Below are 14,686 nucleotides of genomic sequence, written 5' to 3'. Positions count from 1 at the left end.
CGTCAATCGCGCTGTTTGCGGTACCAGCGCGGCGAAGTGTTCAACGGTGGCTTCAGCTTCGCGCGCACCACCAGCATGTTCGGTTCGTCGGACTCCACGGATTCGCTCAGCAACCGCCGGAACGCGCGCCCGAAGCCGGACACCCGGTCCGCGTGCACGCCGAACGAACGAGCCAGCCCGACGAAGTCCGGACTGTCCCAGTCGACCCCGCGGCGTGGTACGCCCTCGGAATCCTGGTCGTAGCGCAGCATGCCGTAGCCGCCGTCGTCCACCACCACGACGGTGACCGGCAGCTGCTCCTCCGCGAGCGTTGCCAGTTCCCCCACGGCGTAAAGGAATCCGCCGTCGCCGGTCACGCACACCACGCGGCCGCCCTGTACTGCCTCGGCCGCCGCGCCGGCGCCGATCGAGGCCGGGAAGCCGTAGCCGAGCGTGCCCCAGCCCATGGGGTAGGCCAGCCGGCGTGGTGCCCGTACCCGGTGGAATCCACCGACCCAGTAACCCGCGACGCACATGTCGGTGACCAGCATGGCATCCGGCGGCAGCACTTCCTCCAAAGTGGACAGGAAGTCGGCGGCCTGCGGCTCCTCGTCCCGGATCCGCCGGCGAACCCGGCGGCCGATCCCGGCCAGGCGCGCGGTCAGCTCGGCCAGCCCCGGACGCTGTTGCGGGTGCAGCGATTCGACGACCCGGCGGGCATCGCCGACGAGCGTGATGTCCGGGCGGTAGTTCTTCGCCGCGTCCCCGGCGTCCACATTGACCGCGATCAGCTTCGGCGGCGCGGGCATCAGCCAGTTCTGGGTCATCAGCCCGTCGAAGTCGGTCCCGATGGCGAGCACCACGTCGGCCTCGTCCCACAGCTGGCCGACCTCCGGCGTGTGCACCGGATTCGGTGCCAGGCAGGGATGTTCGAGCGGCAGCAGGCCGCGCGCGCCGAAGGTGGTGAGCACCGGCGCGGCCAGCCGCTCGGCGAGCTTGCCGATGGCCTCGCCCGCTTCCGCCCGCAACGCACCCCCGCCGGCCCAGATCAGCGGACGGCGGGCGGTGGACAGCAGTTCCGCCGCCCGCGCCAGATCCGGCAGGTCGAGCACACGCTCGGCGGGCGGTGCAGGCGGTTCCCGCGGCGGCGTGACCTCACGCAGGTAGTCGGTGGGGATGCCCAGGTACACCGGACCGGTCTGCGGCTGCAGGGCGAGCCGCGCCGCGCGGTGCACGGTGGTGCCGATCTGGTCCGCGCGGTGCACGGTGAACCCGGCCTTGGTCACCGGCGCGAACATCGCCTGCTGGTCGGAGGTTTCGTGCAGCACCCCGCGCACGACCCCGGGCCGGTGCAGGGTGGACGGGATCTCCGTGGCCACCACGAGCACCGGCGCCGCGGACGCCATCGCCTCGCCCACCGCGCCGAGCGTGTTGGCCGCGCCCGGACCGGTCGTCACCAGCGCGACACCGAGTTTTCCGGTCCTGCGGGCATAACCGTCCGCGGCATATCCGGCGGCCTGTTCGTGCCGGACGCCGATGACGCGGATCCCGGTCTGGCCCAAGGCCTCCCACAACGGCAGGTTGTGTACACCCGGAAGGCCGAACACCACCTCGGTCCCGAGAGCCATGAGCGCGTCTACCAGCTGCTGAGCTCCAGTCCGTCCTGCCACGCCAGCGATCGTATCCGTCGCGGCCAGGTGCACGCAGACACGTCACCGGACGGCGGCCGGCGGCGGGGCAGGCGCAGGTCAGCCGTAGCTCTTCGCTGGGCCGGAGCACTGCTCGAGGACGGCCACCTCGTCGTCGGGACACTCGAGCGCCTTGGCGATCCGCCGCCTCCGGCGTCCACGTTCCGCTGTCCCACGGCTGGAGAGCGGTCCTCGGTCGTCACCTCGGCACAGCCCTCGGTTTCACGCGCTTCGCCACGGGTCATACTCGCCAGAGTGCAACCGCAGCGAGCCGAATTCTCGTGCGTAGACTCGGGCCGGGGCGACGCGGCCCCAGCTGGCGGAAGGGTGGCCGGAATGCCGATGATGCCCGTGACCGACTCGATGTTCCTGATGGTCGAGACCCGCGAGCACCCGATGCACGTGGGCGGACTGCAGCTGTTCCGCAAACCCGACGGCGCCGGCGAGGACTATCTGCGGGACCTGCGCCGTTCGCTGTTGGAGTCGGACAACATGCGCGGCGTGTTCCGGCGGCGGCCCGGCACTCCGGTGAACACCGTGGGCCATCTGCGCTGGGCGGTCGAACGCGAGCTGGAGCTGGACTACCACTTCCGGCATTCCGCGCTGCCGCAGCCAGGGCGGATCCGTGAGCTGCTGGAGCTGACCTCGCGCTGGCACAGCACCCTGCTGGACCGGCACCGTCCGCTGTGGGAGACCCACCTCATCGAGGGTCTGCGGGACGGCCGGTTCGCGATCTACTCGAAGATCCACCACGCGCTGATGGACGGGGTCTCCGCGCTGCGGCACCTGCAGGGCACGCTGTCGGACGACCCGTCCGATCTGGACTGCCCGCCGCCGTGGGGCACCCGCGGCCAGGCCGCCGGCAACCGCGAACGGCGTGGTTCCCTGCTGAACACCGCGGGCAAGACTTTCGGGCAGTTCGCGGGAATGGCGCCCGCGGCGGCGAAGGTGGCGCGCGAAGCGTTCCGCGAGCATCGGCTGACGCTGCCGATGCAGGCACCGCGGACGATGCTGAACGTGCCGATCGGTGGCGCGCGCCGGTTCGCCGCGCAGTCGTGGCCGCTCGAACGCGTGCGAGCGATCGCCTCCGCGTCCGGTACTTCGCGCAACGACGTCGTGCTCGCCATGTGCGCCGGCGCGTTGCGGGACTACCTCATCGAACAGAGCGCGCTGCCGGACGCGCCGCTCGTGGCGATGGTCCCGGTGTCGCTGCGCCGCCGCGACGCAGGCGAGGCGAGCGGCAACAACATCGGCGCGCTGCTGTGCAATCTGGCCACCGACCTGGCCGACCCGGGTGACCGGCTGGCCGAGATCTCCACGTCGATGTCGAACGGGAAGAAGCTGTTCTCGCAGCTGTCGCCGTTGCAGACGCTGTTGCTGTCCGGGATCAACGTGGCCCAGCTCGGCGTTTCCGCGGTCCCGGGCGTGGTGTCCAACACCCGCCCGCCGTTCAACCTGGTGATTTCCCACGTCCCGGGCCCGCGTTCGCAGATGTACTGGAACGGCGCCGCTCTCGACGGTATCTACCCCGCGTCGGTGCTGCTCGACGGCCAGGCGCTCAACATCACGCTGACCAGCAACGGCGACAAGCTCGACTTCGGCATCACCGGATGCCGCCGCAGCGTGCCACACCTGCAGCGACTGCTGAACCACCTGGACACCGCACTGGCCGAACTGGAGGGCGCGGCCGGAGTGCGTTGACTCCCCTCGCGCCACTCGCGGGCGGATTGGTCCTGTGTGGACTAACGCGACGTGGCGGGCCGCACGGAGAGGAAGTTGACCGCGCTGCCGCTGAGGACCAGCTCGTCGTCCGCGGTGAAGACCTCCATCCGGGTGCGGACGAGTCCGCGATCCGGCTTGGACTTCGACAGCCGGGCCTCGGTGACGGTGGCGCGCATGTGCAGCCGGTCCCCCGGCCGCACCGGCCGCGGCCAGCGCAGCTCGTCCATTCCCGGACTGCCGAGACTGGCCACCGAGGACAGGTAGTGGTCGGCGAACATCCGCATCATCAGGCTCGCGGTGTGCCAGCCACTGGCGATGAGCCCGCCGAACGGCCCGGACTTCGCGACCACCGGATCGACGTGGAAGCTCTGCGGATCGAACCGCCGGGCGAACTCGACGATCTCCGCCTCGGTGACGGTGACGTCCCCGAACTCGTACACCGCCCCGAGCGGATAGTCCTCGAACCAGCGATCCCCGATCGGCGTGGTGAACTCGGTCATGACCGCCAGACTGCCACACCGGCACGGCCGAAACCCGCCCGCGCCGGTGCTGCCCGCACGGCACGGCCGGAGCGTGGAGAGGTCACCGGCCGGGGCCGTCGGGCGGAGTCAGTGCGTTGGCCAGGGGCGGACTTCCTCGAGCAGTTTCGCCACGGCCAGTACCAGGTCGTCCGAATGCCGGGGGCCGACGATCTGCAGCCCCACCGGCAGGCCGGCGGACGTACGGCCCGCCGGGACGCTGATCGCGGGCTGCTGGGTCATGTTGAACGGGTAGGTGAACGGGGTCCACTCCGGCCATTCGCTCAGGCCGCTGCCCGGCGGCACGTCGTGGCCGGCTTCGAACGGCGGGATCGGGATGGTCGGGGTGAGCAGGACGTCGTGGCGGGTGTGGAACTCGCCCATCCGGATGCCGAGCGCGGCGCGTTCCGCGGTGGCGTCGAGGTAGTCGCTCGCGGAGAACGTGTGCCCCTTCTCCCATACCCGCCGCAGGCCCGGGTCGACGCGATCCTCGCTGCCGGCCGGGAACGAGTCGAGCAGCTTGGCCGCACCGGTGGACCACAGCACGTCGAACGCCGGCTTCGGATCCGCGAAGCCCGGGTCGGTCTGCTCGATCCGCAATCCCGCGTCACCGAGGGCCCGGACCGCGGCGGCGACGATCCCGGCCACCTCCGGATCCACGTCCACGTAGCCGAGAGTCGGCGAGTACGCCGCGTTCAGGCCACGCACGTCACGCCGCACGGCCTCGCGGTAGGTGCCCATCGGCGGGGCGAGCCCGGCGGGATCGCGGTGATCGGGGGTGGACAGCACATCGAGCAGGAGCGCGGTGTCGTCCACGCTGCGGGCCATCGGCCCGGCGTGTGACAGCGGGCCGAACGGGCTCGCCGGGTACAGCGGGATCCGCCCGTGCGTCGGCTTCATCCCGACGATTCCGCAGAACGACGCGGGAATCCGCACCGAACCGCCGCCGTCGGTGCCCACCGACAACTCGCCCATGCCCGCCGCGACGGCCGCCGCACTGCCCCCGCTCGAACCACCCGCGGTCTTGTCCGGGTCGACCGGATTGCGGGTGATCCCGACGAGCGCGCTGTCGGTGACGCCCTTCCAGGCGATCTCCGGCGTGGTCGTCTTGCCCAGTACGACGAGGCCGGCCTCCCGCATCCGCGCCATCACCGGGCTGTCGACGTCCCACGGCTGATCCCGCGGGACGCTGCTGGAGCCACGCAGTGTCGGCCAGCCCTGCGTGAGGAACATGTCTTTGATGGACGAGGGAACCCCGTCCAGCCAGCCGATCGGGTTGCCGTCGCGCCAGCGGACCTCGGCCGCCTTCGCCTGTTCCAGTGCGCGATCGGCGTCCACGAGGCAGTACGCGTGCAGCTCGCCGTCGCGCTCCTCGATGGCCTGCAACGCGTTCTCGGTCGCCTCCACCGGAGACAGCTCCCCGGTCGAGTAGGCGGCCACGAGCTCGCTGGCGGTCAGTTCCCGGTCACTCATCCGGCGGCTCCCTGCGGTTGCGACGGCACGTACCCGAGCCGTTTGTCCACGACGTTCTGCAGCGGCTCCCCGGCACTCCAGCGCCGGAAGTTCGCCGTGAACACCTCTACCAGCGTGCGGCGCCATCCGCCGAAGTCCCCCGACATGTGCGGGGAGACCAGCACGTCCGGCATCGTCCAGAGCGGGCTGTCCGCGGGCAGCGGCTCGGTCTCGAACACGTCCAGCGCGGCACCCGCGATCTCCCCGGCACGCAACGCCGCGACCAGCTCGGACGTGACCACCAGCTCGCCACGGCCGACGTTGACGAACCGGGCGGACGGCTTCATCGCGGCGAACGCGGCGGCATCGAACATGCCCTTGGTCCGGTCGGTGAGCGGGGCGAGGGCGACCACGTAGTCGAACTCGCCCAGGTACCGCGGCAGCTCGGCGGACTCGTGCACCACGCCGAAGTCGGGGTCGCCGGTCCGCGCCCGCCGCCCGGCTCCCGACACCCGCATCCCGGCCGCACGCAGCAGCCGCGCGGTGGCCCGCCCGATCGGCCCGGTGCCGACCACCAGCACCTCGCGCCCGGCGATCCGCTCGCTCTCGCGATGCCGCCAGGTGGTGGCCCGCTGCAGGTCGAGCGACCGCGCGAAGTCCTTGGCGAAGGCCAGCACGACCCCGAGCACGTACTCGGCGATGGCGTCGTCGAACACCCCGCGCGAGTTCGTGAGCACCACGTCGCTTTCCCGCAGCTCCGGGAACAGCACCGGGTCCACGCCGGCGCTGGCGATGTGCAGCCACCGCAACCGGTCCGCCGCCGCCCACGCTTTCGGCACTGCGGTGGAAAGGAAGTCGTAGACGAACAGCGCGTCGGCTCCGGCCAGCGCCTCCGGAAGCCCGCTCGCATCGGTGTAACGAACGACCGCGCCCGCTTCGACAGCAGCCATGTCCGGTGGCGGTTCCGCCCCGCAGAGCACCGCCAGAACGGGGATTTCCGAGCCGATCACATTGACACGGTAAAAGTGGCTCGTATGATTGTCAACAATCCGAGGAACGACCCCCGGAGCACCGGACGTGTCATCTCGCACAGGCGTATTCCGGAGGCTGAGCCTTGGATCTGGACTTTCTCGCGTTCGAAGGCCCGCTCGCGCAGCGGGGCATCGGCGTGATCGCCCCCTTCGACCTCGCGCTCGAGCGCGAGCTGTGGCGCTGGGTGCCGATGGAGGTGTCGCTGCACCTCGCCCGCACGCCCTACGAACCGGTTCCGGTCAGCATGGAGATGGCGCACCTGGTGAGCGACAGCCGGCACCTCGCGGCCGCCACGCGCGACGTACTGCACGTGGAACCCGAGGTGGTCGCCTACCTGTGCACGTCGGGCAGCTTCGTGAACGGCGTCGACTACGAACGCTCCCTCACCAAGGCCATCTGCGACGCCGGCGCGCCGGACGCGGTGACCACCTCCGGCGCACTCGCCGAGGTGCTGCAGCAGCTGGATCTACACCGGATCTCCGTACTCACCCCCTACGACGCCGATCTCACCGGCGCACTCCACGGCTTCCTCGCCGAACTCGGCGTGGACACCGTCGCCAGCGACCACCTCGGCCTGGGCGGCGGCATCTGGAAGGTCAGCTACCGCACCATCGCCGAACGGATCCTGGCCGCCGACCACAGCGACGCCGAGGCCATTTTCGTCAGCTGCACCAACCTCCCCACGTTCGACCTGATCGAGCCGCTGGAGAAGGCGCTGGGCAAGCCCGTGCTGACGGCCAACCAGCTGACCATGTGGGCCTGCCTGCGCCGGATGCAGCTGCCGATCGTCGGCCCCGGCCAATGGCTGCGGGAGGTCTCCTGACCGGCGGCTCGGGCGGCCGGCCCTTGACCCATACCGGTAAGATTGTCGACAATTTGCGTATTCCGGAGGTTTCGTGACCACGATCGGCTTCATCTACCCCGACCACGCGGCCGAGGACGACTACCCGCTCGCGGAGCAGCTGCTCGGCGGATCGGACGCCGCCGAGGGCGACATCCGGCTGCCGGTCGCGCACATCTACGGCACCGATCTGCACGCCGTACCGGAGTTGCTGGATCTCGGCAGTGAGTCCCGGCTGGCCGAGGGCGCCGGGCTGCTGGCCCGTCACCGGCCGGACGCGGTCGTCTGGGCGTGCACGTCCGGCAGCTTCGTGTACGGCTGGGAGGGCGCGCGCGATCAGGCCGACCGCCTGGCCGCGACCGCGGGCGTGCCCGCGTCGAGCACCTCGTTCGCCTTCGTGCACGCGGCACAGGCGATCGGCGTGCGGCGGGTCGCAGTGGCCGCCAGCTACCCGGACGACGTGGCCCGGCTGTTCGTGGACTTCCTCGCCGCGGGCGGGGTCGAAGTGCTGACCATGTCGAGCGCGGACATCGACACCGCCGCGGAGGTGGGCAGGCTGGCCCCGGACGCCGTGGTGGACCTCGCGGTGACCCACGACCACCCGGACGCGGACGCGGTGCTCGTGCCCGACACCGCGATGCGCACGCTCGGCGAGATCACCGCGATCGAGGAGAAGCTGGGCAAACCAGTACTGACCGCGAACCAGGTGACCCTCTGGGAGGGCCTGCGGCTGGCCGGCACGGCCCGGGTGGTGCGATCGCTGGGCACACTGTTCCGACCGGGGCGCTGACCCGTGGTCGCCCTGCCCGGTATCGAACCGGTGAGCCGCGAGTCGACTGCCACGATGATCGCGCGCCAGCTGCGTGAAGCGATCATGAACGGCGTCCTGCCGCCGGGCACGCAGCTCGGGGAAACCGATCTCGCGGCCCGGTTCCAGGTGTCCCGTGGTCCGCTGCGGGAGGCGATGCAGCATCTCGTGTCGGAAGGCCTGCTGCGCAGTGAACGGCACCGCGGCCTGTTCGTGATCGACCTCGAACCGGCCGACGTCCACGACATCTACCTCGCCCGCACCGCGGTGGAACGCACCGCGCTGCTGCGCGTCCTGAGCAGCGGCGACCGCGAGGAGGTGGCGCAGACGCTGGAGCAAGCCGTGGCCGACATGGCCACCGCCGCGGACGACGACGACCCCTCCGCACTGTCCACAGCGGACCTGCGCTTCCACGAGGCGCTGATCGAGTCCTCCGGCAGCAAACGACTCGTCCGGATGGCCCGCACGCTGCTGATCGAGACCCGGATGTGCCTGACCCTGCTGCAGAGCACGTACCAGCGCGTGGAGGACCGGGTGGAGGAGCACACGCAGATCATCGAGGCCCTGCGCGCGGGTGACGAGGGCACCGCGCTGGGCCTGCTGGACGCGCACATGGAGGACGCGATCAGCCGCCTGACCCCGGGCACGAGCCCGCGCAACGGCGAAGCACCGGCGAACCACTGACCCCGGCAGGCTCGCGATGCGGGCGGACAGCCGTGGTTTCGCCCGGCCGCGGTGTGGCACCCGTGGGGAACGCCGTGGTGGCTGCGACAGAACCACCGGCAGCACGAAGAACCGGCCGCGCACCGGCCACGCCATCCCGTCACCGGATCCGCTGAGCGACTCGTCGCCTCGGCCGGCGACGTCCCGGGCTCGGTGTTCGGTGCACCTGCAGCTGTGCAGGTGCCCCACCGGCCGTTCGCGAAATTCGCCTGCCCCACGGTTGCGTTCGCCCGCAGGCACCCGGGCTCGACGTTTCCCGTGCACCGCCGAGAGCCCACAAAGGACTGACAACACGCACAAGGCCGCAAGCGTCCGGCCGAACCGCGAGTGGCACGCCGGTGACCGCCCCCCGCTTCGAAGCAGGTGCCGTGGTGAATACCTTGACTCGAAGGGAAAACATCGCCGGTCAGTCATGGGTACGCTCCCCCAGCACCGGCTGGCCGCCCTGGCCCGCACGGTAGTTCGGGGACCACGGGAAGACCCCGCGGACGTCGGAGTGCACCAGTTGGATCGCACTGATCTCCGGGCCGTACAACGCCACCGCGAAGTGCAGGTGCACACCCGGCGCGGTCAGGGCGACCGCTTCCAGTGCCGGGTGGCCCGGCAGGCTCAGGCGGGCCCCGGGTTCGGGTGGCCCGGTGGTCAGGGTGCGCTCGGCCGCCGCGGAGAGCAGGACCGCCGACGGGTGCGGCGGCAGTCCGGTGACGACCAGCTCGGGCAGGCCGTGGGCGGTGAGGCCCAGGGTGTACGCCCAGGGCGGGCGGACACCCGTGCCCAATACGCCCTGGACACACCAGCCGTACTCGCGGATCCGGTCCAGCACCTCGCTCAGGTACCGCTGTCCGGCGGTTCTCTCCGGTTCCCCGCACTGCTCGCACATCGGGCTTCTCCTCCCCCGGGACCCTCGGTGGGCCCCGGGGAAGAGTGAAGCGCGCGGTACCGACGAAAAATCAGCGGAGCGTTTCGGCCACCGCGGTACCCAGCCCGGTTGTGGTAGAGGTGCCGCCCAGGTCCGGGGTGAGCACCTTCCCGGCGGCAAGCACCTCGTCGACGGAGCTGCGGATCGCTTGCGCGGCAACGGTTTCCCCGAGGTGATCCAGCAGCATCGCACCGGCGAGGATCTGGGCGACCGGGTTGGCGATGCCCTGCCCGGCGATGTCCGGGGCACTGCCGTGCACGGCCTCGAACATGGACGGGAATTCACCTGATGGGTTGACGTTGCCGGACGGTGCCATGCCCAGCCCGCCGGTCACCGCGGCCGCCAGGTCGCTCAGGATGTCGCCGAACAGGTTCGACCCCACGACCACGTCGATCCGGTCCGGGGCCTGCACCATCCGGGCCGCCAGTGCGTCCACATGGCACTGTTCGGCCCGCACGTCCGGGTGGCGCGCCCCGACCTCGGCGAAGATCTCGTCCCAGTACGGCATCGAGTGGATGAGCCCGTTCGACTTCGTGGCGGACGTGACGTGCCCGGACCGGGTGCGCGCCAGTTCGAAGGCGTACCGGATGATCCGCTCCACGCCCACGCGCGTGAACACCGATTCCTGCAGCACGAACTCGTCCGGCCGGCCGGCGTTGTGCCGCCCGCCGATCGCCGAGTACTCGCCCTCCGAGTTCTCCCGGACGATCACCATCTCCAGCTCGTCGGCCGTGCGCCCGGCCAGCGCGGACGTGGTGCCCGGCAGCAGCCGCACCGGGCGCAGGTTCACGTACTGCTGGAACGCCCTGCGCAGCGGGATCAGCAGTCCCCACAGGGAAACGTGGTCCGGCACCCCGGGGAAGCCGACCGCGCCGAGCAAAATGGCGTCGAACCCCGACAGCTGCTCGACGCCGTCCTCCGGCATCATCGCGCCGGTCTCGGCGTACCGCTCGCAGCTCCAGTCGAACTCCTCCCACTCCAGGGAGAATCCGTACCTGGCGGCGGCCGCGTCGAGCACCTTGCGCGCCTCGACCGTGACGTCCACTCCGATCCCGTCGCCCGGGATACTGGCAATCCGGTGGCTCACAGGTTCACCGCGATGTACTTGGTCTCGAGGAACTCGTCGATGCCGACGGTGCCGCCTTCGCGGCCGAGACCGGACTGCTTGATCCCGCCGAACGGCGCGGCCGGGTTGGACACGATGCCCTGGTTGAGGCCGATCATGCCGGCCTCCAGCCGCTCCGACACCCGCAACGCCCGCTTCAGATCCGCGGTGAACAGGTAGGAGACCAGGCCGTACTCGGTGTCGTTGGCCTTCGCGATCGCCTCGTCCTCGGTGTCGAACGGGGTGATCGGCGCGACCGGGCCGAAGATCTCCTCGCCGGTCAGCCGCGCGTCCTGCGGAACGTCGGTGAGCACCGTGGCCGGGTAGAAGTGCCCCGGCCCGCCGACCGGCTCACCACCGGTGAGCACGCGCGCGCCCCGGTCGGTGGCATCCTTGACCAGCGTGGTCACCTTGGTCACCGCGGCCTCGTCGATCAGTGGGCCGACGACGACACCTTCGTCGGTACCGCGGCCCATCGGCAGCGACTGCATCCGCTCGGTGAGCCTGCGGGAGAACTCGTCGACGACGCCCCGCTGCACGTAGAACCGGTTCGCCGCGGTGCACGCTTCGCCGATGTTGCGCATCTTCGCCTGCATCGCGCCCTCGACAGCGGCGTCCAGGTCCGCGTCGTCGAACACCAGGAACGGCGCGTTGCCACCGAGCTCCATCGACGTGCGCAGCACCTTCTCCGCGCACTGTTCCAGCAGCTTGCGGCCGACCCCGGTGGACCCGGTGAACGACAGCTTGCGCGCCCGCCCGTCGCGGATCAGCGGCTCCATCACACCACCCGCGTCGGTGGTCGTGACGACGTTCAGCACGCCCTCGGGAAGTCCCGCCTCGGCGAGGATCCCGGCGAGCGCCAGCATCGACAGGGGCGTCTGCGCGGCGGGCTTGATCACCGTCGTGCAGCCCGCCGCGATCGCCGGGCCGATCTTGCGCGTGCCCATCGCCATCGGGAAGTTCCACGGCGTGATGAGCAGCGCGGGCCCCACCGGCTGGCGGGTCACCAGGAACCGGCCGGCACCGTTGGGCGCCACCGCGTACCCGCCGTCGATCCGTACGGCCTCTTCGGCGAACCAGCGGAAGAACTCGGCGGCGTAGGTGATCTCACCGGCCGCTTCGGCGAGCGGCTTGCCCATCTCGAGGGTCATCAGCAACGCCAGCTCGTCCCGGCGCTCGAGCAGCTTCTCGTACGCCCGCCGCAGGATCTCCCCGCGCTCACGAGGCGCGACGGCCGCCCAGCTGTCCTGCGCGGCGACCGCCGCATCGAGCGCGGCCAGGCCGTCTTCCGCGGTCGCGTCGGCGACCTTGCACAGCACCGCGCCGGTCGAGGGGTCCTGCACGTCGAAGGCCCGTCCGCCCTGCGCCGGCACCCATTTGCCGCCGATGAAGAGGTCCTTGCCGACCGCGCCGACCACACCGTCCTCGGTGATCTCACTCATCCGGTTCGCTCCCGTTCGTGGTTGTCCCGAAGCCATGCTATGGATATTGTCAACAATCGACAACCGCTGAACCAGACCTAGGAGCGCGCCGCATGGCACAGCTTTCCCCGCTGCTCAAGCAGGCCACGCCCGTGGTCGTCGACCACGGTGAAGGGGTTTACCTCTACGACGTGGACGGAAAACGTCACCTCGACTTCACCGCGGGGATCGGCGTGACGAGCACCGGTCACTGCCACCCGCGCGTGGTCGAGGCCGCGCGCGAGCAGATCGGCAAACTCGTCCACGGGCAGTACACGACGGTGATGCACAAGCCACTGCTGGAGCTCACCGAGAAGCTCGGCGCGGTCCTGCCGTCCGGGCTCGACTCGCTGTTCTACGCCAACTCCGGCAGCGAGGCCGTGGAGGCCGCGCTGCGGCTCGCGCGGCAGGCGACGAAGCGACCCAACGTGATCGTGTTCCAGGGCGGCTTCCACGGCCGCACCGTCGCCGCGGCCTCGATGACCACGTCCGGCACGCGGTTCAGCACCGGCATCTCGCCGCTCATGGCCGGCGTGCACGTGGCGCCCTTCCCGTACGCCTACCACTACGGCTGGGACCAGGAGACCGCCACGAAGTTCGCGCTGCGCGAGCTGGACTACCTGTTCCAGACCGTGTCCGCGCCGGGCGAGACGGCCGCGCTGTTCGTCGAGCCGGTGCTCGGCGAGGGCGGCTACGTGCCGGCGAACACCGAGTTCCTCGCCGGGCTGCGTGAGCGTGCGGACCGGCACGGCATCCTCCTGGTGCTCGACGAGGTGCAGACCGGCTTCGGCCGGACCGGCAAGTTCTGGGGCCACGACCACTACGACGTCTCCCCGGACGTCGTGCTGATCGCGAAGGGCCTCGCCAGCGGCTTCCCGCTGTCGGGCATCGCGGCTTCGCAGGAGCTGATGGCGAAAGCGTTCCCGGGCTCCCAGGGCGGGACGTACGGCGGCAACGCGGTCTCCTGCGCGGCCGCGATCGCGACGCTCGACGTGATCCGTGACGAAGGCTTGGTCGACAACGCTGCCGAGCGCGGCCGTCAGCTGCTCGAAGGCGCGCGGGTCATCGGCGACAAGACGCCGGCCATCGGCGACGTACGCGGCCTCGGCCTGCTCGTGGGCACGGAATTCACCACTGCGGACGGCGAGCCGGACGCGGCTACCGCACAAGCCGCGCAGCAGACGGCCGCGCGCAACGGCCTGCTGCTGCTCACCTGTGGTGCGTACTCGAACGTCGTGCGCATGGTGCCGCCGTTGGTGGTCAGCTCCGAGCAGGTCGACGACGCGTTGCGGATCTGGGGCGACGTCGTCGCTTCTGTCACGGCAGGGAGCTGAGCCATGGCGCGGTACATCACCATCACCCTCGACAAGCGCGGTGTCTCCTGCCGCGCCCGGCTGCTCGACGAAGAGGCACCTCGCACCTGCAAGGCGGTGTGGGACTCGCTACCGCACAGCGGTTCGGCCTACCACGCGAAGTACGCGCGCAACGAGGTCTACACCCTCGTGCCGCCGTTCGCCGAACCCAAGCCCGGCCGGGAGAACCCGACGATCACGCCGATTCCGGGGGACGTCGTCTACTTCGGGTTCGAAGCCTGGGAGATCGGCAACCCGGCGTACGGCTACGACGAGGGCAGCGAGGCGCACAGCGACCAGGGCGCCACGGACCTGGCGATCTTCTACGGCCGGAACAACCTCCTCATCAACGGCGACGCCGGCTGGGTGCCCGGCAACGTTTTCGCCACCATCGAGGAGGGCCTGCCGGACATCGCCGCCGCGGCACAGGATCTGTGGCTTCGTGGCGTCGAAGGCGAAACGCTGTCGTTCGCCCGCGCGGACTGAACACCGGCGGCCAGGTCCCGGCGGACACGCCGGCACCTGGCCGCCCACCCGGCACGAGGGATCGCTAGCACTGTCTGGTGAGGCCGGGTTCACAGTGCGTATGCACGGCGCACCGGGTTCAGGTACCGCCGGACCGGCGGCGATCACCCGGGCGTGTGAACTTCTTATCTTCACCATTCGTGTCCCCGCGTTCACCGGTTCGGGGTGACACGACCCCCACTTGTCGCAATCGGCTTCTGCTACTCACCGTGAGCAGCACGGCCGGTCACTACCAACCGTGGCGATCCGCCGGTCATCCCACCCCCGCCGCTGAACCCGAAAGACTTACACGTTTAGGGTGGGAAGATTCCGGAGCCGGCCGGGTTTCGGGAAACAGCTTTTGACACCCCGGGCGCGCCGGTGCAAATCTGCATTCGCTCCTCGCGAGAGCACAACCGAAGAAAACATCCGGACAAGGAGCCCCTCAATGCAGATGTTCACCCAGCACGCGCACCACTGCCACGACATCCTCACCGGTGCCCTGGCACACCTGGCGCACGTGCTCGGCTGGCTCGTCTGACCGGCACCGAGGATCAACCGCGGGGGCCGGCCTGTTGGCGCG

General features: G+C 70.4%; 13 protein-coding genes. 6 read left to right on the top strand and 7 right to left on the bottom strand.

Features of this window, described 5'->3' with window-relative positions; all coding sequences use genetic code 11:
- Window positions 1-2 precede the first annotated feature (2 nt).
- Complete coding sequence (locus BJY18_RS30310) at window positions 3-1,649, bottom strand: thiamine pyrophosphate-binding protein (RefSeq protein ID WP_184783304.1); 1,647 nt, start codon at window positions 1,647-1,649, stop codon at window positions 3-5.
- 354 nt (window positions 1,650-2,003) lie between these two features.
- On the opposite strand from BJY18_RS30310, the gene BJY18_RS30305 reads away from it, so the two are divergent.
- Complete coding sequence (locus BJY18_RS30305) at window positions 2,004-3,368, top strand: WS/DGAT/MGAT family O-acyltransferase (RefSeq protein WP_184783303.1); 1,365 nt, start codon at window positions 2,004-2,006, stop codon at window positions 3,366-3,368.
- 41 nt (window positions 3,369-3,409) lie between these two features.
- Here BJY18_RS30305 and BJY18_RS30300 read toward each other — a convergent pair whose 3' ends face one another.
- The 3 genes from BJY18_RS30300 to BJY18_RS30290 form a co-directional block, all read right to left on the bottom strand.
- Window positions 3,410-3,889 carry a MaoC family dehydratase gene (locus tag BJY18_RS30300; protein ID WP_184783302.1) on the bottom strand — a complete coding sequence of 160 codons (480 nt, stop codon included), beginning with the start codon at window positions 3,887-3,889 and terminating at the stop codon, window positions 3,410-3,412.
- Between the two features lie 108 nt (window positions 3,890-3,997).
- Window positions 3,998-5,380, bottom strand: coding sequence for an amidase (locus tag BJY18_RS30295; RefSeq protein WP_184783301.1), 1,383 nt, complete (start codon window positions 5,378-5,380; stop codon window positions 3,998-4,000).
- Entirely contained in the window at window positions 5,377-6,309 is a 933-nt protein-coding gene (locus tag BJY18_RS30290) for a D-2-hydroxyacid dehydrogenase (protein ID WP_221460076.1), read from the bottom strand. Before BJY18_RS30290 ends, BJY18_RS30295 begins: the two co-directional genes overlap by 4 nt.
- A 164-nt stretch (window positions 6,310-6,473) precedes the next feature.
- On the opposite strand from BJY18_RS30290, the gene BJY18_RS30285 reads away from it, so the two are divergent.
- From BJY18_RS30285 to BJY18_RS30275, 3 genes are all read left to right on the top strand, one after another.
- A complete protein-coding gene (locus tag BJY18_RS30285; protein WP_184783299.1) occupies window positions 6,474-7,214 on the top strand; it encodes a maleate cis-trans isomerase family protein in 741 nt (246 codons plus the stop codon).
- 73 nt (window positions 7,215-7,287) lie between these two features.
- Window positions 7,288-8,022, top strand: coding sequence for a maleate cis-trans isomerase family protein (locus BJY18_RS30280; protein ID WP_184783298.1), 735 nt, complete (start codon window positions 7,288-7,290; stop codon window positions 8,020-8,022).
- Between the two features lie 54 nt (window positions 8,023-8,076).
- On the top strand, window positions 8,077-8,724 hold the full coding sequence (locus BJY18_RS30275) for a GntR family transcriptional regulator (protein WP_184783297.1): 648 nt from the start codon (window positions 8,077-8,079) through the stop codon (window positions 8,722-8,724).
- A gap of 445 nt (window positions 8,725-9,169) precedes the next feature.
- Here the strand turns inward: BJY18_RS30275 and BJY18_RS30270 are convergent, their stop codons facing one another.
- From BJY18_RS30270 to BJY18_RS30260, 3 genes are all read right to left on the bottom strand, one after another.
- Complete coding sequence (locus BJY18_RS30270; RefSeq protein WP_184783296.1) at window positions 9,170-9,643, bottom strand: DUF4262 domain-containing protein; 474 nt, start codon at window positions 9,641-9,643, stop codon at window positions 9,170-9,172.
- 70 nt (window positions 9,644-9,713) lie between these two features.
- Complete coding sequence (locus BJY18_RS30265) at window positions 9,714-10,769, bottom strand: tartrate dehydrogenase (protein WP_184783295.1); 1,056 nt, start codon at window positions 10,767-10,769, stop codon at window positions 9,714-9,716.
- A complete protein-coding gene (locus BJY18_RS30260; RefSeq protein ID WP_184783294.1) occupies window positions 10,766-12,229 on the bottom strand; it encodes an NAD-dependent succinate-semialdehyde dehydrogenase in 1,464 nt (487 codons plus the stop codon). The genes BJY18_RS30265 and BJY18_RS30260 overlap by 4 nt, the downstream gene beginning before the upstream one ends.
- A 92-nt stretch (window positions 12,230-12,321) precedes the next feature.
- On the opposite strand from BJY18_RS30260, the gene BJY18_RS30255 reads away from it, so the two are divergent.
- Together BJY18_RS30255 and BJY18_RS30250 are read left to right on the top strand one after the other, a co-directional pair.
- A complete protein-coding gene (locus BJY18_RS30255; protein ID WP_184783293.1) occupies window positions 12,322-13,581 on the top strand; it encodes an aspartate aminotransferase family protein in 1,260 nt (419 codons plus the stop codon).
- Window positions 13,582-13,584: 3 nt separating this feature from the next.
- A complete protein-coding gene (locus tag BJY18_RS30250) occupies window positions 13,585-14,085 on the top strand; it encodes a DUF3830 family protein (RefSeq protein ID WP_184783292.1) in 501 nt (166 codons plus the stop codon).
- The last annotated feature ends 601 nt before the right edge of the window (window positions 14,086-14,686 follow it).

Source organism: Amycolatopsis jiangsuensis (assembly GCF_014204865.1).
GTDB lineage: Bacteria > Actinomycetota > Actinomycetes > Mycobacteriales > Pseudonocardiaceae > Amycolatopsis > Amycolatopsis jiangsuensis.
This window is presented reverse-complemented; position numbering and strand designations above follow the sequence as displayed.